Below are 19,498 nucleotides of genomic sequence, written 5' to 3'. Positions count from 1 at the left end.
CCTGGCGGCACCCCGTGGTTAGGGTGACCGCACCGCGCCTCCGGGCGCTCCCTCAGACCTTCCGGGGCCCTCGCCCCCACCGATCACCAGGAGCCAGCCAGTGCCAGGACGCCTCTTCACGTCCGAGTCCGTGACCGAGGGTCACCCCGACAAGATCGCGGACCAGATCAGCGACACCGTGCTGGACTACCTCCTCGCGCACGACCCGACCAGCCGGGTCGCCGTGGAGACGCTGCTGACCACCGGCCTCGTCGTCGTGGCCGGCGAGGTCGGCACCACGGCCTACGCGCCGGTGGCGGAGCTGGTGCGCAAGAAGATCCTCGAGATCGGCTACGACTCCTCCGACAAGGGCTTCGACGGCGCCAGCTGCGGCGTCCAGGTCGCGATCGGCGGGCAGTCCGCCGACATCGCCCAGGGCGTCGACACCGGCCACGAGTCCCGCACCGGCTCGGTCGACGCGCTCGACAAGCAGGGCGCCGGCGACCAGGGCCTGATGTTCGGCTACGCCTGCGACGACACCCCCGAGCTGATGCCGCTGCCGATCACGCTCGCGCAGCGGCTCGCCCAGCGCCTCACCGAGGTCCGCAAGGACGGCACGCTGGCCTACCTGCGCCCGGACGGCAAGACCCAGGTCACCATCGAGTACGACGCCGACGGCCGCCCCGTGCGCGTCGACACCGTGGTGCTGTCGACCCAGCACGCCGAGGAGGTCGAGCTCGACACCCTCGAGAAGGACGTGAAGACCCACGTCATCGACCCGGTGCTCGCGTCGTTCGACATCCCGTCCACCGACTACCGGCTGCTGGTCAACCCGACCGGTCGCTTCGTCGTCGGCGGCCCGATGGGCGACGCCGGCCTGACCGGCCGCAAGATCATCATCGACACCTACGGCGGCATGGCGCGCCACGGCGGCGGCGCCTTCTCCGGCAAGGACCCGTCGAAGGTCGACCGCTCCGCGGCGTACGCGATGCGCTGGGTGGCCAAGAACGTCGTCGCCGCCGGCCTCGCGAAGCGCTGCGAGGCGCAGGTCGCCTACGCGATCGGCAAGGCGGCGCCCGTGGGTGTCTTCATCGAGACCTTCGGCACCGGCGTCGTCGACGACGAGACGATCCAGCGCGCCGTGCTCGAGGTCTTCGACCTCCGCCCGGCCGCGATCATCCGCGACCTCGACCTGCTGCGCCCGATCTACGCCGCCACCGCGGCGTACGGGCACTTCGGTCGTGAGCTGCCCGACTTCACCTGGGAGCGCACCGACCGCGTCGACGCGCTCAAGGCCGCCGCCGGGATCTAGCCGACCCGGCAGCAGCTCCCGGCGCGGCGGGCCCGACCGGGCGCCGGGTCCCGCGAGGGCGGGCCCGGCCCGCTGTCCGTCACCGCCGCCGGCTCCGTGCACAGGCCCGGCGACGGTGTCCGTCGGGGTGTCGGTCCCGGCTGCCAGGATCGGAGCATGAGCCACGCCGACCCCGACGACCTCGCCGAGCAGCCCGCGCTGCTCCCCGAGGTCGTCCGGGCGTCGGCGCGCACCTCACGACGCCGCGCCGAGGCGGCGGCGGCCACGCCCGCCGCCGAGCCCGCCGAGGTCGACCCTGTCGCCTCGGTGCTCGTCGACGTGCCCCTGGCCCACCTCGACCGCACCTTCGACTACCTGGTGCCGCGGGCCATGGCGGACACCGTGACGGCCGGGGTGCGGGTCAAGGTCCGCTTCGCCGGCCAGGACGTCGACGGCTACGTCGTCGACCGCGCGGCGGCGAGCGAGCACGGCGGCTCCCTGCGCCCCCTGCGCCGCGTGGTCAGCGGCGAGCCGGTGCTGCGCCCGGAGGTGGCCGCCGTCGCGGCCCGCCTCGCCGAGCGGTACGCCGGGACGCGCGGCGACGTGCTCCGTCTCGCCGTGCCGCCGCGCCACGCCACCACGGAGAAGAAGGCGTCCCCGCCGGCCCCGGCGCCGCCGGCGCCCGGCCCCACGCGCGACGCCGCCGTCGCCGCGTGGACCGGTCACGAGCCGGCCGGGGCGTTCCTGGCGCACCTCGCGGAGGGCGGGTCGCCCCGCGCGGTGTGGACCGCCGCCCCGGGGGCGGACTGGCCGCTGCTGCTCGCCCACGCCGCCGCGACGGCGTACGCCGGGGGGCGCGGGGCCCTGCTCTGCGTGCCCGACGGTCGTGACGTCGACCGGGTGTCCGCCGCGCTGACGGCGGTGCTGGGGGAGGGCCACCACGTGGCGCTGCGCGCCGACGTGGGGCCGGCCGCCCGCTACCGCGACTTCCTCGCCGTGTCCCGCGGCGCGCGCCGGGTCGTGGTCGGCACCCGCGCGGCCGCGCTCGCGCCCGTCGCCGACCTGGGGCTGGTGGCGATCTGGGACGACGGCGACGACCTGCACGCCGAGCCGAGGGCGCCGTACCCCCACACCCGCGAGACGCTGCTGCTGCGCGCGGAGGAGCAGGGCACGGCCGCGCTGGTGGGCGGGTTCGCCCGCACCGTCGAGGCGGCCCAGCTGGTGCGCTCGGGCTGGGCGCACGCGGTGGCGCCGCCTCGCGAGGTGGTGCGGTCGCGGGTGACGGTCACCGTGGCCGGGGCCGACGACCGGGAGGTCGAGCGGGACCCGGCCGGGCGCGCCGCGCGGTTCCCGACCGTCGCCCGCGACGTGGTCCGCGACGCCCTGACGCGCGGGCCGGTGCTGGTGCAGGTGCCGCGCGGCGGCTACGCGCCCAGCCTGGCGTGCGCGCGCTGCCGCACCCCGGCCCGCTGCCCGCGCTGCCACGGGCCGCTCGCCGTCGACGGTCCTGACGCCCCGCCCACCTGCCGCTGGTGCGGCACCGCCGACCCCGGCCACGCCTGCTCCGAGTGCGGCGACACCCGCCTGCGCGCGCCGGTCCGGGGCAGCGACCGCACCACCGAGGAGCTCGGCCGCGCGCTACCGGGCGCGCGCCTGCGCTCCTCGGCCGGCGACGGCGTGCTGGCGTCCGTGCCCGACGAGCCGGCCGTCGTCGTGGCCACGCCCGGGGCCGAGCCGGTCGTCGAGCCGGGCACCGGGTCGGGGGCCGGGTCGGGGGCCGGGTCGGGGGAGGGCGGCGCGGGCTACGACGCCGTGGTCCTGCTCGACACCTGGCTGACCCTGGGGCGGGTCGACCTGCGCAGCGACGAGGAGGCCCTGCGGCGCTGGCTGGGCGCCGCCGGCCTGGTGCGGCCCGGTGGTCGCGTCGTGGTCGTCGGTGACCCCGGGCACCCGGCCGTGCAGGCGCTGGTGAGGTGGGACCCGGCCGGGTTCGCGGAGCGCGAGACCGTGTCGCGGGCCGAGGCGGGGCTGCCGCCCGCGAGCCGCCTGGCCTCGCTGACGGCACCGGCCGAGGTGCTCGCCGAGGCCCTCGAGCAGCTCGGCGTGCCCGAGGGGGTCGACGTCCTGGGCCCGGTGCCGGTGCTGCCCACCGGCCCGTCCGCTCTCGCCGAGGACGACCTCGAGCGGGTCGTGCTGAAGGTGCCACGGGTGGCGGGCCCGGGCCTGTCACGCGCGCTGGCGGACCTGCTGCGGCGCCGCTCGGCCCGCAAGCAGCCCGTCGTCCGGGTGCAGGTCGACCCGCCGAGCCTGTGACGCGGCCGCCCACCTGCGACCGGGTCGGGGTCGGGGTGCGTCCCCGGTGGCGCCCTAGACTGCGAGGTCGACCCGTCCCACCCTCCACCACCAGGAGCCGCCCCGTGGCCGTCCGGCCCGTCCGCCTCTTCGGGGACCCCGTGCTGCGCCGTCGCGCGAGCGAGGTCACCGACTTCGACGCCGAGCTGCGCCGGTTGGTCGAGGACCTGACCGACACCATGCTGGAGGCGCCCGGAGCCGGTCTGGCCGCGCCCCAGATCGGGGTCGGGGTGCGGGTCTTCACCTGGAACGTCGACGGCGAGGTCGGCCACCTGGTGAACCCGACGCTCGAGCTGTCCGAGGAGGAGCAGGTGGGGCTCGAGGGGTGCCTGTCGCTGCCCGAGCTGACCGCCGAGTGCCGTCGGGCGATGTCGGTCGTCGCGAAGGGCTTCGACGTCCACGGCGAGCCGGTCACGGTCCACGGCTCCGAGCTGCTCGCGCGGGCGATCCAGCACGAGACCGACCACCTCGACGGCGTGCTGTTCATCGACCGCCTCGACGCCGAGGCCCGCAAGGCCGTGATGCGCGAGGTCCGGGCGGCCGAGTGGTTCGCCGCGGAGAAGCCGCGGGTCAAGGTCTCGCCCCACGTCACCGGGGGCCTCGGCCTGTGAGCGCCGCGTGAGGGTCGTCTTCGCGGGCACGCCCGAGGTCGCGCTCCCGGCCCTGGCCGCCGTGGCCGCCTCGGGCCACGAGCTCGTCGGCGTCGTCACCCGCCCCGACGCGCCCACCGGGCGCGGCCGGCGGCTGGTCGCCAGCCCGGTCGCCCGGGCGGCCGAGGAGCTCGGCGTCCCCCTGCTGAAGCCCGACCACCCCCGTGACCCCGCGTTCCAGGAGGAGCTGGGCTCCCTGGCGCCGGACTGCTGCCCGGTCGTCGCCTACGGCGCGCTCCTGCCGACCTCCGCGCTGGGGATCCCGGCCCACGGATGGGTCAACCTGCACTTCTCGCTGCTCCCGGCCTGGCGCGGGGCCGCGCCGGTGCAGCACGCGCTGTGGGCGGGCGACGAGATCACCGGGGCCACCACCTTCCGGATCGTCAGGGCGATGGACGCGGGCCCGACGTACGGCGTGATGACGGAGGTCGTGCGTCCGGACGACACCGCGGGCGACCTCCTCGGGCGCCTGGCCACGGGCGGCGCCGGCCTGCTGGTGGCGACGCTCGACGGCATCGAGGACGGATCGCTGGTGGCCCGGGAGCAGCCCGACGAGGGCGTCTCCCTCGCGCCCAAGATCGAGGTCGAGCACGCCCGGGTGGTGTGGACCGAGCCGGCTCTCGCCGTCGACCGGCGCGTGCGGGCCTGCACCCCGGCGCCCGGCGCGTGGTCGACCCACGACGGCGAGCGGGTCAAGGTGGGCCCGGTCGGCCTCGACGTGCCCGACGACGTGAGCGCGGCCGGCGTCGCTCCCGGCGCGCTGGTGGTGCGCAAGGACGCCGTCTACGTCGGCACCGCGACGACACCGGTGCGCCTGGGCGAGGTGAAGCCGTTCGGCAAGAGGCAGATGCCCGCCGCCGACTGGGCCCGCGGCGCGCGGCTCGCCGACGGCGAGCTGCTCGGGGGCGGGCGGTGAGCCGGCCGGACCCCGCGCGGATGGCGGCCTACGAGGTGCTCCGCGCCGTCCGCGTCGAGGACGCCTACGCCAACCTGGTGCTGCCCCGGCTGCTGCGCGAGCACGGCCTCACCGGCCGCGACGCCGCCTTCGCCACCGAGCTGGCCTCGGGCACGCTGCGCCGGCGCGGCACCTACGACGCGATCCTCGACGCCTGCACCGACCGACCGCTGGCCACGACGGCGGCGAAGGTCGTCGACGCGCTGCGGCTCGGCGCCCACCAGCTGCTGGCGATGCGGGTGCCGCCGCACGCGGCCATCTCCACGACGGTCGACCTGGTGCGGGACCGCGCGGGGAAGGGGGCCTCGGGCTTCGCGAACGCCGTGCTGCGGCGGGTCGGCGGTCGCGACCTCGACGCGTGGCTCGACGAGCTGGCGCCGAGCGGCTCCGACGCCGACCTCGCCGTGCGGCACAGCCACCCCGCGTGGGTGGTCGCGGCGCTCCGCGAGGCGCTCGACGGCGCCGACGACGAGCTCGCGGCGCTCCTCGCCGCCGACAACGCGGCCCCGGCCGTGACCCTCGTCGCGCGCCCCGGCCGCATCAGCCGGGACGCGCTGCTCGACCAGGTGGGCGTCGGCGGGGGCGGGACGCCGACCGCCCTGTCGAAGCGCGGCGTCACGATGACCGGGGGCGACCCGGGTGCCGTGCCGGCCGTGGCGGCCGGCGACGCTGGTGTGCAGGACGAGGGCTCCCAGCTGGTGGCGCTGGCCCTCGCGAGGGCGCCGCTGACCGGCTCGGACGCGCGTTGGCTCGACCTCACCGCCGGTCCGGGCGGCAAGGCCGCGCTTCTCGCGGGGCTCGGGGCCCAGCGCGGTGCGCTCCTGACGGCCGTCGAGAAGCAGCCCCACCGCGCCGACCTGGTACGACGGGCCCTCCGCGGCGCGGAGGGGGTCGCGGAAGTGCTCACCGCCGACGGCACCGACCCCGGCCTGGAGGCGGGGTCCTTCGACCGGGTGCTCGTCGACGCGCCCTGCTCGGGGCTCGGGGCGCTGCGCCGGCGGCCCGAGGCGCGGTGGCGTCGTACGGCCGCGGACGTGGACGACCTCGTCCCCCTCCAGCGCGCGCTGCTCGACTCCGCGCTGCGGCTGGTCCGCCCCGGTGGCGTCGTCCTCTACGCGACGTGCTCGCCGCTGCTGGCCGAGACCCGCGACGTCGTGGCGCCGGTCGCCGCGCGTGACGACGTGACGCTGGAGCCCTGCCCGATGCCCGTCGACGCCCCCGGTCCGCTGCCGGGCACGACCCAGCTGTGGCCCCACCGCCACGGCACGGACGCGATGTTCGCCGCGCTGCTCCGCCGTACCTGACGTCGAGTCGGCAGGTGTGTGCGGCTCCGGAGCGCTGAGTCGGCAGGTGTGTGCGGCCGGGGAGCGCTGAGTCGGCACTTGTGGGCAGCCGGTCGGGTCGGGCCGTCCCGGCGGTGCACGGAACTGACGACTCGGCGTCGCGGCGGCGCACGGAGCTGCCGACCCGGCTAGTCGAGGACGTGGCGCAGGTAGCGGCCGGGGGCCTCGAGGTAGGAGCGCCAGTGGGTGACGAGCTCGAGGTCCTCCCAGGCGGTCTCGCGCAGGCCCCAGTCGCCGACCTCCAGCAGGCGCGCGCCGGGCAGGGCGGCCAGGACGGGGGAGTGGGTGGCGCAGACGACCTGGCCGCCCAGCCTCGCGACGTCGGCGAGGGTGCCGATCAGCGCGAGGGTGGCGGAGAACGAGAGCGCCGCCTCCGGCTCGTCGAGGCAGTAGAAGCCGGGACCGTCGAACCGGGTGCGCAGCACCTCCAAGAAGGACTCCCCGTGGCTCATCTCGTGGAAGACGGGCTCCCGGTCGTGGCCGGCGGGGTGGTCCTCGAGGAACGTGTACCAGCTGTGCATCGTCTCCGCACGCAGGAAGAAGCCGTAGCGCCCGGTGGCGAGCCCCCGCCGGAGCCGGAGGGCGCCGCCCAGCGGTGACTCGGTGGCCCGGGTGGTGTGGCGCCCCCACGGGGTCCCGCCCTCGGGGGAGAGCCCGTACGCCTCGGCCAGCGCCTCCACGATCGTCGACTTGCCCGAGCCGTTCTCCCCGACGAGGAGGGTCACGCCGCGGGCCGGGCGGAACCCCTCCCGCACCACCTGCTCGACCGCGGGCACCGTGCGCGGCCACGCGCCGGTGGGCAGCCGGCTCTCGTCCTCCACCCACGCTCGCACCACGGGCGGGCCGTCGACGTCCACGCGCCTCACGCTACGGCCCGGCGCCGACGTCGGCTCGGGTGTGATCTCGCTCGCTCTCGGCCGGAGAAGCGTGACACGGCGTCGCGGATACGTGACACTGTGTCGCAGACACCATGTCGCACACACCATCGGAGGAGTCGACGTGACCAGCACCCTGCACCCCGAGACCGCCGCCACCGACGGGCGCGGCGAGCCGCGACCCGCCGAGGACCGCAGCGTCGCGCAGCGGCTGCTGGACTCCAGCCGGGAGCTGTCCTACGACCCCACCGTCGAGGTCGACTGGGAGACCCCCCTCGACGAGAGCCTGCACGGGGCCAGCCCGGAGTGGTCGACGCTCTACGGCACGTCGTACTGGGACGAGCTCAGCGAGGAGCAGCGCCGCGAGCTGACCCGCCAGGAGTCGGCCTGCGTCGCGAGCACCGGCATCTGGTTCGAGCTGATCCTGCAGCAGATGATGATCCGCGACATGTACACCACGGACCGCACGTCCGCGGAGTTCCAGTGGGCACTCACCGAGATCGCCGACGAGTGCCGGCACTCGATCATGTTCGCGCGCGGCGCCGAGAAGCTGAACGCCCCGGCGTACCTGCCGAAGCGCCACGTCCTCGAGCTCGGCCGGTTCTTCAAGACCGTCGCCACGGGCGAGGCCGCCTACGCCGCGATCCTCGTCGCCGAGGAGGTGCTCGACGTCATGCAGCGCGACTGGATGCGCGACGAGCGCGTGGTGCCGTTCGTGCGCACCATCAACAACATCCACGTGGTCGAGGAGTCGCGGCACATGAAGTTCGCCCGCGACGAGGTGATCGAGCGCATGAAGGGCGCCGGCCGACTGCGCCGCGAGGCCAGCGCGCTCCTGGTGGCCTCCGCCGCCTACTTCATCGTCACCAGCATGGTCACATCGCGCGTGTACGCCGAGGCCGGGCTGGACGTCGACCGCGCCGTGGAGGCGGCCGCCGGCAACGCCCACCACCACGCCATGATGCGCTCCAGCTGCGCCGGCCTGATGGACTTCCTCGGCGAGGCGGGCCTGCTCACCCGGGCTGCGCGCCGCATCTACGGGCGCGCGCACCTCCTCTGAGGACGAGCGACCCACGACGCGACCCACGACCCGACCGCCGTCGACGACCCCACGACCAGCCGAGCCGAGACCGCCATGGCCCACGTCATCACGCAGAACTGCTGCAAGGACGCCACCTGCGTGTCCGTCTGCCCCGTCAACTGCATCCACCCCGGCCCCACCGAGGCCGGCCACCACGAGGCGCCGATGCTCTACATCGACGCCGACGCGTGCATCGACTGCGGGGCCTGCGTCGACGCCTGCCCGATCGACGCCGTGGTGCCGGCGGACTCGCTCGCGCCGGCCGAGGTCGTCTACGCCGACGTCAACCGTGACTTCTACGCCGACCGCCGGCCGGTGGCGCAGCGTCCGGAGGGCTCGCCGCTGTTCCGGGCCTGGGAGCCGCCGAGCTTCGACTGGGCGCTCCCGGGCGACTTCCGCGCCCCCGACGTGGCCGTGGTCGGCACCGGGCCGGCCGGCATGTACGCCGTCGACCACCTGCTGCGCCACACCGACGCCCGGATCACCCTGGTGGACCGGCTCGAGGTAGCCGGCGGGCTGGTCCGGTACGGCGTGGCGCCCGACCACCCCGCGACCCGCCGCATCGACGCCACCTTCGCCCGACTGCGCGACCACCCCCGCGTCGAGGTCTGCCTCGGGGTCGAGGTCGGCCGCGACGTGAGCACCGACCAGGTCGCCGAGCACTTCGGCGCCGTCGTGTACGCCGTGGGCGCGTCCGTGGGCCGCGGGCTCGGCGTCCCCGGCGAGGACCTGCCCGGCAGCGTGCCGGGTCCGCGGGCGGTCGGCTGGTACACCGGCCACCCCGACGTCCCCGCCGACGCCGTGCCGACCGACCACCCCCGCGCCGTCGTCGTCGGCACCGGCAACGTCGCCCTGGACGTCGCGCGCGTGCTCACCGGTGACCCCGACGGCCTCCGCGCCACGGACGCGGCCCGCCACGCCGTCGACGCGATCGCCAGCGGCTCCCTGCGCGAGGTGGTCCTGCTCGGGCGGCGCGGACCCGAGCACGCCGCCTGGACCGCCCCCGAGCTGCGCGCCCTCGTCGCCCGCGCGGCGGAGGTCGGTGGCGTCGAGGTCGTGCTCGACGAGACCGGGCCCACCGACGCCGGGGACCTCGCGGGTCCGGGCTCGTCGGCCTCGCTCCTGGCGGACCTGCCGCGCCGTCGCGTCGACCTGGCCGGCCCGCCGGAGCCGGGCCGCCGGGTCGTCCTGCGCTTCGACGCCCGGGTCGCCGAGCTCCGCGGGAACCGCCGCGTCGAGGAGGTCGTGCTCGACGACGGCGCCCGGGTGACCGCGGGCCTCCTGGTCAGCGCCGTCGGCCACCGCGGCGCCCCGGTGCCGGGCCTGCCGTTCGACGAGGCCACCGGCACCGTGCCGCACGAGGCCGGTCGCGTCGTCGGGCGCCCGGGCACCTACGTGACCGGGTGGATCAAGCGCGGCAGCTCCGGGGGCATCGGCGACAACCGCGCCGACGCCGCCGAGACCGTCCGCACCCTGCTCGCCGACGCCACCGCCGGCGCCCTGCCGCGGCCTCCCCGCAGCCGCCGGGGCTTCCACCGCACCGCCCGCCGGCTCCGCCGCACGACGCCCTGACGCGGGCCGTCGTGCGCGTCCCGGCCGGCCCGGCGGGCTAGGTTGGCGGACGTGGCCAGCCCTTCCCCCGCGATCGAGGTCGAGGTCGACGGCCGTGTGGTCCGCGTCTCCAACCCCGACCGCGTCTACTTCCCCGAGACCGGGGCCACCAAGCGGGACCTGGTCGACTACTACCTCGCGGTGGGCGACGGCATCGTCAACGCGCTGTGGGAGCGACCCTGCATGCTGCACCGCTTCCCCACGGGGCTGGCGGGGGAGAAGGTCCACCAGAAGCGGCTGCCGAAGGGCGCGCCCGCGTGGGTCGAGACCGTGCGACTGACGTTCCCGCGCTGGAACCGCACCGCCGACGAGCTGTGCGTCACCGAGCTGGGCAGCGTGATCTGGGCCGTGCAGATGTCGACGGTCGAGTTCCACCCGTGGAACAGCCGCCGCGGTCACGTCGAGGAGCCCGACGAGTGGCGCATCGACCTCGACCCGGGACCCGACTGCGACTGGTCCACGGTCCAGCGGACGACGGGCGTGGTCCACGAGGTGCTCGACGAGCTCGGGGCGGTCGGACACCCCAAGACCAGCGGCGGGCGGGGGCTGCACGTCTACGTCCGCACGACGCCGCGCCCGTTCGCCGAGGTCCGGCGGGCCGCACTGGCGTTCGCCCGCGAGGTGGAGCGGCGCGCGGACGACGTCACCACCGCCTGGTGGCGCAAGGACCGCGACCCCGCGGACCTGTTCGTCGACTACAACCAGAACAGCCGCGACCACACCATCGCCGCGGCGTACTCGGTGCGCGGCACGCCGCGCGGGACGGTCTCCACCCCGGTGCGCTGGGACGAGGTCGACGACTGCGAGCCCGACGACTTCACCCTCGCCACCGTCCCCGCCCGCTACGCCGAGCTCGGCGACCTGCACGCGCGGATCGACGAGCACCCCTTCGACCTCGCGCCGCTCCTGGAGTGGGCCGACCGCGACGAGCGGGACGGCGCGGCCGCCCCGCCCGAGCCGGAGGACCCGTCGTGAGGGGTGACTGGGACGACCTGGCCCGCCGCCTCACCGGTGCGGCCCTCTCCCTCGACGTGTACGACGCGGTGGTCGTCGGCGACACCCGGCCCCCCGCCCGCCGCTCCTTCCTGGGGCTCGGCCCGGCCCGCCGGCCCGACGTGCCCCGACGCTGGGTGCAGGTGACGGCCGCCCAGAGCGTGCTGGTCGGCGAGTGCGTCGGCGCGCGGTCGTGGGGCGGCGGGTGGGACCTGGCCCCCGACGTCGTCGACGCGCTGCTGCGCCAGGGCTGGGAGAAGCCCTGGTCGACGGACTCCACCGCGCTGTGGCGCGAGGCGCCGCTCCAGGCGGCACCGCGGCTCGCCCGCTCGCTCGTCCGCGCCCTGCAGACGATGGGCTGCGAGGTGGCCGGCCTCGAGGTCGAGCGGACCCGCGAGGAACCCGAGCCCTGAGACCCCGTGTGCACGATCGTGCACGGGGAACCGGTCGCGGGTGCCCGACCGAACCACCCACAGCGCCCGCGACCTCGCCCGTGACCTCGCCCGTGACCACTTCGGCCACGACCACCTGCTCCCCGGGCAGGCCGACGTCGTCGAGGCCCTGGCGGAGGGGAGCGACGTGCTCCTCGTGGCGCCGACCGGCGCCGGGAAGTCCTTGACCTACCTCGTCGCGGGCCGGCTGCTCGACGGCCCGGTGCTCGTCGTCTCGCCGCTGCTCGCCCTCGAGCAGGACCAGGTCGACGCCGTGACCCGCGCGCCCACCGAGGTCGCCGCGGCCCGGCTGAGCTCGGTGGAGACGCCCGCGCAGCGCGAGGAGGCCCTGGCGCGCGCCGCCGCCGGCGAGGTCGGCTACCTCTTCTGCTCGCCCGAGCTGCTCGCCGACGCCGACGTCCGGGCCGCCCTGGGGGCGCTCGCCCCGGTGCTGGTCACCGTCGACGAGGCGCACTGCGTCTCCGCGTGGGGGCACTCCTTCCGCCCCGACTACCAGCGCCTCGGCGCGCTCGTCGCCGACCTGGGGTCGCCGCCGGTGCTGGCCATGACGGCCACCGCGGCCGCCCCGGTGCGCGACGAGATCGTCGAGCGGCTGCGGATGCGTGAGCCGCGGGTGGTGGTCACCGGGTTCGACCGTCCCGAGATCGAGCTCGTGGTCCGGCGCTGCCGTGACGCCGACGCGCAGACGTCGGCGACCCGCGCGCTGGTGGCCGAGCAGCACGCCGCCGGCCACGCCGGCCTCGTCTACGCGCGCACCCGCCCGGCGGTCGAGGAGCTCGCCGCGCTGCTCGCCGAGGACCTCGGCGGCGAGCACGTCGCGGCGTACCACGGCGGCATGGCGCGGCGCCGACGCGAGCAGGTCCAGGACGACTTCATGGCCGGGCGCCTCGACGTGGTCGTCGCGACCTCGGCGTTCGGGATGGGCGTCGACAAGCCCGACGTCCGCTTCGTCGTGCACGCCCAGGTCCCGGGGTCGCCCGACACCTACTACCAGGAGGTCGGCCGCGCCGGCCGCGACGGCGAGGCCGCCACCGCGGTAATGATGTACCGACCCGAGGACCTCGCGCTGGGCCGCTACTTCGTCGGCGGCGTCCCCTCGCGCACCGAGCTGCGCCGCACGCTCGACGTGGTCGGCGGCCTCACGCGCGCCGACAGCCTCGCCGCCGTCGACCTCGCCGCCGTCGACCCGGCCGCGGTGGCCGACGAGCTCCCGTTCGGACGCCGGAAGGCCGGACGCCTGCTGACGCTGCTCGAGCTGGGCCGGGTCCGGCTCGACGACGGCGACCCCGAGCCGCGCGCCGTCGTCGACTCCGCCCTCGAGGTCGCGGAGGCCCAGCAGCGTCTCGAGCGCAGCCGCGTCGAGATGGTCCGCACGTACGCCGAGACCCACCGCTGCCGCGTCGAGTTCCTGCTGGCCTACTTCGGCGAGCAGCACGAGCCCTGCGGGCACTGCGACGCCTGCCGCGCGGGCACCGCCGCCGACGCGCACGCCGAGGTCGAGCGGGCCGACCACCCGTTCGCGCCCTCGACCGCGGTGCGCCACCCCGAGTTCGGCGACGGCACCGTCACCGACGCCGAGGCCGACACCGTCACGGTCCTCTTCGACGACGCCGGCTACCGCACCCTCGACGTCCGCCTGGCCCAGGAGCACGAGCTGCTCACCGCCCGCTGAACGGGCCGGACCGGGCGCCGGGGCGGCCGCGCCGTGGCCTAGGTTGGCGCGGGTGGGCATCCAGATCACGCCGAGCATCCTCAACGCCGACTTCGCCCGCCTGGGCGAGGAGGTGGCCCGGATCGGCTCGGCCGACCTCGTGCACGTCGACGTGATGGACAACCACTTCGTGCCCAACCTGACCTTCGGCCCGACGATGGTCGAGGCCCTGGCGCGCAGCACGGACACCCCGCTCGACGCGCACCTCATGATCACCGACGTCGACCGCCACGCCCCGACGTACGTCGAGGCCGGGTGCGCGTCGGTCACCTTCCACGTCGAGGCTGCCGCCGCACCGGTCCGGCTGGCTCGCGAGATCCGCGCCGCCGGCGCCCGCGCCAGCATGGCGCTGAGGCCCGCGACCCCGATCGAGCCGTACGGCGACCTGCTCGGCGAGCTCGACATGGTGCTGCTGATGACCGTCGAGCCCGGCTTCGGGGGCCAGTCCTTCCTCGACCTCGTCGTGCCCAAGATCCGCCGGACCCGGGCACTGCTCGACGCCCACGGCGTCGAGTGCCGCCTCCAGGTCGACGGCGGCGTGTCGCCCGAGACCATCGAGCGCTGCGCCGAGGCCGGCGCCGACACGTTCGTCGCGGGCAGCGCCGTCTACTCCGCCGACGACCCCGACGCGATGATCGCCGAGCTGCGAGGTCTCGCCGAGGGGGCCCGCACCAACGGGTGAGCAGACGCACACCGGGAACAAACGCCACCTCTGGCATATTGAGCCCGAAGACGAGCGACACGCTCGCGTGCTCTGGGGTCGGTGGAAATCCGAGCCGGCGGTGAAAGTCCGCGACCCGGCCACCGCCAGTGGCCGGTTGACCAGGTGCAACTCCTGGACCGACGGTGAGAGTCCGGAAGGGAAGCGCACGCAGGCGAGACGACGTGGCCACCGGCCCCGCCGTCGGACCGCACCACCTGCGCCCACCCTCCCCGGGGCCTCACGGACCACCGAGAGGCACAGCCAGATGTTCACCGGGATCGTCGAGGAGCTCGGCACCGTCCGCGCCGTCGAGCGCGTCGGGGCCGACCAGGACGCCGCACGACTGACCGTCGCCGCCGGCACCGTCACCACGGACGCCGCGCTCGGCGACTCGATCGCCGTCAACGGCTGCTGCCTGACGGTCGCGGCGCTCGGCGACGGCGAGTTCACCGCCGACGTCATGCTCGCCACCCTCGAGCGCACCTCGCTGGCCGACGTCGCCGCGGGCGCCCCGGTCAACCTCGAGCGGGCCGCCACGCTGCAGACGCGGCTCGGCGGCCACCTCGTGCAGGGCCACGTCGACGGCGTCGGCACCGTCGTGGCCCGCGAGCCCGGCGAGCACTGGGAGGTCGTGTCGATCGACCTGCCCGACCCCGCGCTCGGCCGCTACCTCGTCGACCAGGGCTCGGTGACCGTCGACGGCGTGAGCCTGACGGTGCTGCGCACCACCCCGACCGGGTTCGCGGTGAGCCTGATCCCCGAGACCCTCGCCCGCACCACGCTGGGCGCCCGCGCCGTCGGCGAGCGGGTCAACCTCGAGGTCGACGTGCTCGCCAAGCACGTCGAGAAGCTGCTGGCCCACCGCGGGGGGACGGCGTGACCGACCAGGCGCTCCAGTGGCTGCTGCACGGCACCATCGCGGTCGCCGGCGGCCAGCTCGCCGTCCGCGAAGTCGTCGGCAACGCGTTCGGTCTCGCCTCCGCGCTGCTCGGGATGCGCCGAGTCGTGTGGGCCTGGCCCGTCGGGCTGGTCGGCAACACCCTGCTGTTCACCGTGTTCGTCACCGGCGAGCTCGGCGGGTCGACCGGCGGCGAGCCGCTGTGGGGCCAGGCCGGTCGCCAGCTGATGTTCGTCGCGGTCGGCCTCTACGGCTGGTGGCGCTGGTCCGCGGCCGGCCGGAGCCGGGCCGGTGACGACGGCGGCGCGGTCGCCCCGAGGTGGGCCGGCGCGACCGAGCGGCTGCAGCTGCTCGGCCTCGCCGTCCTCGGGTACGCCGCGGCGTACGCCCTGCTCAGCGCGATCGGCTCCTGGGGGCCCGCCACCGAGGCCTGGATCCTCGCCGGCTCGCTGCTCGCGACCTGGGGGATGGCCCGCGGCTACGTCGAGTTCTGGCTGGTCTGGATCGCCGTCGACGTCGTCGGGGTGACCACGCTGGTGCAGGCCGGCTACTACCCCACCGCGGCGATGTACCTGTTCTACGGCGCGTTCTGCGTCGTCGGCCTCCTCACCTGGTGGCGCGCCTCGCGGCGCGTCGTCGAGGTGGCCGCCACCACGAAGGAGGAGGTGCTGCGATGAGCGGCCCCACGAGCGGACCCGAGGGGGTCCGCCTCGACAGCGTCGAGCGCGCGATCGCCGACATCGCCGCCGGGAAGGCGGTCGTCGTCGTCGACGACGAGGACCGGGAGAACGAGGGCGACATCATCTTCGCCGCGTCGAGGGCGACGCCGGAGCTGATGGCGTTCACGATCCGGCACTCCTCGGGGGTGATCTGCGTGCCGATGGAGGCCACGACCCTCGAGCGGCTCGAGATCCCCCTGATGACGCCCCACAACCGGGACCCGCTGCGCACGGCCTACACGATCTCGGTCGACGCCCGCGACGGCACCACCACCGGCATCTCGGCCGCGGACCGCGCGCACACCGCACGCGTGCTCGCCGACTCCGCCACCGAGTCCTGGGAGCTCACCCGCCCCGGGCACGTGTTCCCCCTGCGCTACCGCGAGGGCGGTGTGCTGGTGCGGCGTGGTCACACCGAGGCGGCCGTCGACCTCGCCCGCCTCGCCGGGCTCACCCCGGCCGGCGTGCTGGTCGAGGTCGTCAACGACGACGGCACGATGAAGCGCGGCCCCGAGCTGCGCGAGTTCGCCGACACCCACGGCCTGGCCATGATCTCGATCGAGGCCCTGGTGCGGCACCGGCGGCGGACCGAGGCCCACGCGCAGCGCGTCGCGACCACCCGCCTGCCGACGCGGTACGGCGACTTCACCGCGCACGGCTACCGGGTCACCCTCGACGGCTCCGAGCACGTCGCGCTCGTCCACGGCGACCTCGACGCCGCGATCGCGGCGGGGGAGCCGGTGCTGACCCGCGTGCACTCCGAGTGCCTGACCGGCGACGTGTTCGGCTCCGACCGCTGCGACTGCGGTCCCCAGCTCGACGAGGCCATGGAGCGGATCGTCGCCGAGGGCACGGGCGTCGTGGTCTACCTGCGCGGCCACGAGGGTCGCGGCATCGGCCTGGTCGCCAAGCTGCAGGCCTACCAGCTGCAGGACGGCGGTCGCGACACCGTCGACGCCAACCTCGACCTGGGCCTGCCCGCGGACGCGCGTCACTACGGCACCGCCACCCAGGTCCTCAAGGACCTCGGCGTCACCTCGGTGCGGCTGATGACCAACAACCCCGAGAAGACCGCCGACCTCGCCGACTACGGCGTCGCGGTCGCGGAGCGGGTGCCGCTCACGCCCCGCCCCAACGACCACAACCTGGCCTACCTGCTCACCAAGCGCGACCGCATGGGCCACCAGATCGGCAACCTCCCCGAGCAGAGCGACCCCTCCGACCACCCCGACCTCGCCCCCCAGGAGTCAGCACGATGAGCGGCCACGGCGCCCCCGCCCCCGAGACCTTCGACGCCTCCGACCTGCGGGTCGCGGTCGTCGCCGCGAGCTGGCACACCGAGGTCATGGACGGGCTCCTCGCCGGCGCCCACCGGGCGCTCGCCGAGCACGGCGTCCAGGGCGCGACGGTGGTCCGGGTGCCCGGCACCTTCGAGCTGCCGGTCGTCGCCGGCGTGCTGGCCCACCGCGGGTACGACGCCGTCGTCGCCCTCGGCGTGGTCGTGCGCGGCGGCACGCCCCACTTCGACTACGTCTGCTCGGCCGCCACCGACGGGCTGACCCGGGTCGCACTCGACCACAGCGTCCCCGTCGGGTTCGGGGTGCTGACCTGCGACACCGACGCCCAGGCCCTCGACCGCGCCGGCCTCCCCGGCAGCAGCGAGGACAAGGGGCACGAGGCCACCACGGCCGCCCTCGCCACGGCCCGCGTGCTCCGCGAGCTGCCCCCGCGCTGAGGCGTCCCACCGCCGTCGCCACAGGGCCTCGGTGACCGAGCCCGTCGGCTCGGGCAGCCGGCGCCTGCCCCGGGCCCTCCTCGGCGGGCTCCTCGTCGCGCTGCTGGCCGCGGGCGACGCATGACCGCCCCGCCCGCCCCGCGACCCGACGAGGTCGTCCACCCCGCCGTGCGCCTGCGGATCCGTGGCCCGCTGCGGAGGGTCGCCGGGCTCGAGGTCGGGGTCGTGCGCGACACCCTCGGCGTCAGCGACGCCCACCTGTCCACGAACCTCGAGGTGCTGGCCGACGGGATCCCCCGACACCGCCGCGTGACGGCCTAGCCTCGCGGCGTGGACATCCTGCAGCTGGTCGGCGCCGCGCTGCTCATCGGCGAGTACGTCGTGAAGATCGGCGCCCTCGGCACGGTGCCGGAGGGCCGCAACCCCGGCTCGTCGTCGGCCTGGCTGCTCGCGATCTTCTTCATCCCGGTGCTCGGGCTGCCGCTGTACTGGCTGATCGGCAGCCCCTACGTCCGGGGTCGACGCCACCGCGTGCAGGCCGAGGCCAACCAGCTGCTCGTCGAGCACACCCGGGCCCTGCCGACCGTGCCGGACGGGTTCGCGCCGGGGCCGGGTCTCGAGTCCGTGGTGCGCATGAGCCGCCACCTCACCGGCCTGCCCTGCGTCACCGGCACCGACGAGGCGGTCCACACCGAGACCGACGCGGCCTTCGCGGCCATGGCCCGCGCCGTCGGGGCCGCCGAGCACTACGTGCACGTCGAGTTCTACATCGCCAGCTGGGACGACGCCACCGACCCGGTCTTCAGCGCGCTGGTCGCCGCCGGCCGGCGCGGGGTCCAGGTCCGTTTCCTCCTCGACCACCTCGGCTCGCGGAAGTACGACGGCTTCCGCTCCCTGCAGCGCCGGCTCGCCCAGGCCGGCATCGCCTGCCACCTGATGATGCCGATCCGGCCGCTGCGCGGGCAGTGGCGCCGCCCGGACCTGCGCAACCACCGCAAGCTGCTCGTCGTGGACGGCCGCCGCGCCTTCGTGGGGTCCCACAACCTGATCGGCCCGTCGTACGGCAGCGAGCGCAACGCCCGGGTGGGCCGGCGGTGGAAGGACCTGACGCTCGAGCTGTCCGGCGAGGCGGTCGTCGGGGTGGAGGCGGTCTTCGCCACCGACTGGTACCTCGAGACCGGCGAGCGGCTCGACCCCGACGAGTTCGGGCTCGCCCGGTCCGGCACCGCGACCCCGGGCACCAACGCGATGCAGCTCGTGCCGTCGGGCCCGGGCTTCCCCAGCGGACCCAACCTGCGGCTGTTCACCGCGCTCGTGCACGCCGCGACGCGCGCCGTGTCCATCACCAGCCCCTACTTCGTGCCCGACGAGTCGCTGCTCGCCGCGATCACGTCCGCGGCCTACCGCGGCGTGCGGGTGGACCTGTTCGTGGGCGAGGAGGCCGACCAGTTCGTCGTCGGCCACGCCCAGCGCTCCTACTACTCCGCGCTCCTCGAGGCCGGGGTGCGGATCCACCTCTACCCCGCGCCGGCGGTGCTGCACGCGAAGTACCTCACCGTCGACGGCACGGTCGGCGTGCTCGGCTCGTCCAACATGGACTACCGCTCCTACACGCTGAACTACGAGGTGATGCTGCTCGGCTTCGGCGGGGGCCTGGTGCAGCGGCTGCTCGCCTCCGACGCCGAGTACCTGGCCGTCTCGCGCGAGCTGAGCCCGGAGGAGTGGCGCCGCCAGCCGCTGCGGGCCCGCTACGTCGACAACGTCTGCCGCCTCGCCTCGTCCCTCATGTGAGCCCCGACTCGCCGCGCCCCTGGGCCCGCTGCAGCCGCCACGCCGCCACGACGGCGTCCTCGACCGCGTCGTCGGTCGCGGGGTCGGGGGCGTCGAGGTAGGCGACGACCATCATGTGGCGGGCGTAGCGCTGCGGCACGGCGAACACCGCCGGGTGCGCCGCGAGCAGCAGGGCCCGCACGTCGAAGGGGACCCGGACGACGATCGTCCGGGCGTCGACCTCGCGCACGACCAGTCGCCCGTCGTACTGCCAGCGGGCGAGGCCGTCCCGGGTCGTGCGACGGACCCCGTCGAGGCCGGTGGCCAGCGCGTCCAGCCCGTCGAGGTCCATCGGGGCATCGTCGCCGAGGACCGGGCGC

Annotated in this window: 19 protein-coding genes and 1 riboswitch; of the genes, 17 read left to right on the top strand and 2 right to left on the bottom strand. The window is 75.7% G+C overall.

From position 1 onward, the window contains the following. Nucleotides 1-100: 100 nt before the first annotated feature. The 5 genes from metK to ABD158_RS19010 all read left to right on the top strand — a co-directional run bounded on the left by metK (nucleotide 101) and on the right by ABD158_RS19010 (nucleotide 6,531). Entirely contained in the window at nucleotides 101-1,291 is a 1,191-nt protein-coding gene (gene metK, locus ABD158_RS19030; RefSeq protein WP_344009565.1) for a methionine adenosyltransferase, read from the top strand. A 156-nt stretch (nucleotides 1,292-1,447) separates the two neighbouring features. Further along, on the top strand, nucleotides 1,448-3,583 hold the full coding sequence (locus tag ABD158_RS19025; protein WP_344009562.1) for a primosomal protein N': 2,136 nt from the start codon (nucleotides 1,448-1,450) through the stop codon (nucleotides 3,581-3,583). Between the two features lie 104 nt (nucleotides 3,584-3,687). Beyond that, on the top strand, nucleotides 3,688-4,233 hold the full coding sequence (gene def / locus ABD158_RS19020) for a peptide deformylase (protein WP_344009560.1): 546 nt from the start codon (nucleotides 3,688-3,690) through the stop codon (nucleotides 4,231-4,233). Between the two features lie 7 nt (nucleotides 4,234-4,240). Next, a complete protein-coding gene (gene fmt / locus ABD158_RS19015) occupies nucleotides 4,241-5,188 on the top strand; it encodes a methionyl-tRNA formyltransferase (protein ID WP_344009558.1) in 948 nt (315 codons plus the stop codon). Between the two features lie 20 nt (nucleotides 5,189-5,208). Beyond that, nucleotides 5,209-6,531 carry an RsmB/NOP family class I SAM-dependent RNA methyltransferase gene (locus ABD158_RS19010; protein ID WP_344009649.1) on the top strand — a complete coding sequence of 441 codons (1,323 nt, stop codon included), beginning with the start codon at nucleotides 5,209-5,211 and terminating at the stop codon, nucleotides 6,529-6,531. Between the two features lie 167 nt (nucleotides 6,532-6,698). Here the strand turns inward: ABD158_RS19010 and ABD158_RS19005 are convergent, their stop codons facing one another. Continuing rightward, nucleotides 6,699-7,427 carry an AAA family ATPase gene (locus tag ABD158_RS19005; RefSeq protein WP_344009556.1) on the bottom strand — a complete coding sequence of 243 codons (729 nt, stop codon included), beginning with the start codon at nucleotides 7,425-7,427 and terminating at the stop codon, nucleotides 6,699-6,701. A 142-nt stretch (nucleotides 7,428-7,569) separates the two neighbouring features. Between ABD158_RS19005 and ABD158_RS19000 the strand changes: the two genes are divergently transcribed. The 12 genes from ABD158_RS19000 to ABD158_RS18945 all read left to right on the top strand — a co-directional run bounded on the left by ABD158_RS19000 (nucleotide 7,570) and on the right by ABD158_RS18945 (nucleotide 19,139). Beyond that, nucleotides 7,570-8,505: an AurF N-oxygenase family protein gene (locus ABD158_RS19000; RefSeq protein WP_344009554.1), complete on the top strand. Its 936-nt coding sequence runs from the start codon at nucleotides 7,570-7,572 to the stop codon at nucleotides 8,503-8,505. Between the two features lie 75 nt (nucleotides 8,506-8,580). After that, nucleotides 8,581-10,098 (top strand): FAD-dependent oxidoreductase, encoded by a 1,518-nt coding sequence (locus ABD158_RS18995; protein ID WP_344009552.1) that lies wholly within the window; start codon nucleotides 8,581-8,583, stop codon nucleotides 10,096-10,098. 51 nt (nucleotides 10,099-10,149) lie between these two features. Next, nucleotides 10,150-11,112 (top strand): non-homologous end-joining DNA ligase, encoded by a 963-nt coding sequence (gene ligD / locus ABD158_RS18990; protein WP_344009550.1) that lies wholly within the window; start codon nucleotides 10,150-10,152, stop codon nucleotides 11,110-11,112. Continuing rightward, nucleotides 11,109-11,543: a TY-Chap domain-containing protein gene (locus ABD158_RS18985; RefSeq protein WP_344009548.1), complete on the top strand. Its 435-nt coding sequence runs from the start codon at nucleotides 11,109-11,111 to the stop codon at nucleotides 11,541-11,543. The genes ligD and ABD158_RS18985 overlap by 4 nt, the downstream gene beginning before the upstream one ends. Nucleotides 11,544-11,583: 40 nt before the next feature. Next, a complete protein-coding gene (locus ABD158_RS18980; protein ID WP_344009546.1) occupies nucleotides 11,584-13,254 on the top strand; it encodes a RecQ family ATP-dependent DNA helicase in 1,671 nt (556 codons plus the stop codon). 52 nt (nucleotides 13,255-13,306) lie between these two features. Continuing rightward, nucleotides 13,307-13,975 carry a ribulose-phosphate 3-epimerase gene (gene rpe / locus ABD158_RS18975; protein WP_344009544.1) on the top strand — a complete coding sequence of 223 codons (669 nt, stop codon included), beginning with the start codon at nucleotides 13,307-13,309 and terminating at the stop codon, nucleotides 13,973-13,975. 63 nt (nucleotides 13,976-14,038) lie between these two features. Continuing rightward, nucleotides 14,039-14,168: riboswitch (FMN riboswitch) on the top strand. Between the two features lie 93 nt (nucleotides 14,169-14,261). Then, nucleotides 14,262-14,876 (top strand): riboflavin synthase, encoded by a 615-nt coding sequence (locus ABD158_RS18970; protein WP_344009542.1) that lies wholly within the window; start codon nucleotides 14,262-14,264, stop codon nucleotides 14,874-14,876. After that, nucleotides 14,873-15,571, top strand: coding sequence for a nicotinamide mononucleotide transporter family protein (locus tag ABD158_RS18965; protein ID WP_344009540.1), 699 nt, complete (start codon nucleotides 14,873-14,875; stop codon nucleotides 15,569-15,571). The genes ABD158_RS18970 and ABD158_RS18965 overlap by 4 nt, the downstream gene beginning before the upstream one ends. Next, the gene (locus ABD158_RS18960; protein WP_344009538.1) at nucleotides 15,568-16,872 is read left to right on the top strand and encodes a bifunctional 3,4-dihydroxy-2-butanone-4-phosphate synthase/GTP cyclohydrolase II; all 1,305 of its coding nucleotides are present in this window, start codon (nucleotides 15,568-15,570) and stop codon (nucleotides 16,870-16,872) included. Before ABD158_RS18965 ends, ABD158_RS18960 begins: the two co-directional genes overlap by 4 nt. Continuing rightward, nucleotides 16,869-17,348: a 6,7-dimethyl-8-ribityllumazine synthase gene (gene ribH / locus ABD158_RS18955; protein WP_344009536.1), complete on the top strand. Its 480-nt coding sequence runs from the start codon at nucleotides 16,869-16,871 to the stop codon at nucleotides 17,346-17,348. The genes ABD158_RS18960 and ribH overlap by 4 nt, the downstream gene beginning before the upstream one ends. Before the next feature lie 120 nt (nucleotides 17,349-17,468). Then, on the top strand, nucleotides 17,469-17,669 hold the full coding sequence (locus tag ABD158_RS18950) for a hypothetical protein (protein ID WP_344009534.1): 201 nt from the start codon (nucleotides 17,469-17,471) through the stop codon (nucleotides 17,667-17,669). Nucleotides 17,670-17,678: 9 nt separating this feature from the next. Beyond that, nucleotides 17,679-19,139 (top strand): phospholipase D-like domain-containing protein, encoded by a 1,461-nt coding sequence (locus ABD158_RS18945; RefSeq protein WP_344009532.1) that lies wholly within the window; start codon nucleotides 17,679-17,681, stop codon nucleotides 19,137-19,139. Here ABD158_RS18945 and ABD158_RS18940 read toward each other — a convergent pair. Next, the gene (locus ABD158_RS18940; protein WP_344009530.1) at nucleotides 19,132-19,470 is read right to left on the bottom strand and encodes a hypothetical protein; all 339 of its coding nucleotides are present in this window, start codon (nucleotides 19,468-19,470) and stop codon (nucleotides 19,132-19,134) included. The genes ABD158_RS18945 and ABD158_RS18940 overlap by 8 nt on opposite strands. Nucleotides 19,471-19,498: the final 28 nt, after the last annotated feature.

The organism is Nocardioides lentus (assembly GCF_039529515.1).
Classification (GTDB): Bacteria; Actinomycetota; Actinomycetes; order Propionibacteriales; family Nocardioidaceae; genus Nocardioides; species Nocardioides lentus.
The sequence above is the reverse complement of the archived record's forward strand: the minus strand, read 5'-3'. Positions and strand labels throughout refer to the sequence as shown.

Excerpts from the sequence above, each read along its gene's own strand:
- ABD158_RS19010 (WP_344009649.1), top strand. The coding sequence starts at position 5,209 with ATGGCGGCCTACGAGGTGCTCCGCGCCGTCCGCGTCGAGGACGCCTAC.
- ABD158_RS18970 (WP_344009542.1), top strand. The coding sequence starts at position 14,262 with ATGTTCACCGGGATCGTCGAGGAGCTCGGCACCGTCCGCGCCGTCGAG.
- ABD158_RS18950 (WP_344009534.1), top strand. The coding sequence starts at position 17,469 with ATGACCGCCCCGCCCGCCCCGCGACCCGACGAGGTCGTCCACCCCGCC.
- ABD158_RS18940 (WP_344009530.1), bottom strand. The coding sequence starts at position 19,470 with ATGGACCTCGACGGGCTGGACGCGCTGGCCACCGGCCTCGACGGGGTC.
- ribH (WP_344009536.1), top strand. The coding sequence starts at position 16,869 with ATGAGCGGCCACGGCGCCCCCGCCCCCGAGACCTTCGACGCCTCCGAC.
- ABD158_RS18995 (WP_344009552.1), top strand. The coding sequence starts at position 8,581 with ATGGCCCACGTCATCACGCAGAACTGCTGCAAGGACGCCACCTGCGTG.
- ABD158_RS19025 (WP_344009562.1), top strand. The coding sequence starts at position 1,448 with ATGAGCCACGCCGACCCCGACGACCTCGCCGAGCAGCCCGCGCTGCTC.
- ABD158_RS18960 (WP_344009538.1), top strand. The coding sequence starts at position 15,568 with ATGAGCGGCCCCACGAGCGGACCCGAGGGGGTCCGCCTCGACAGCGTC.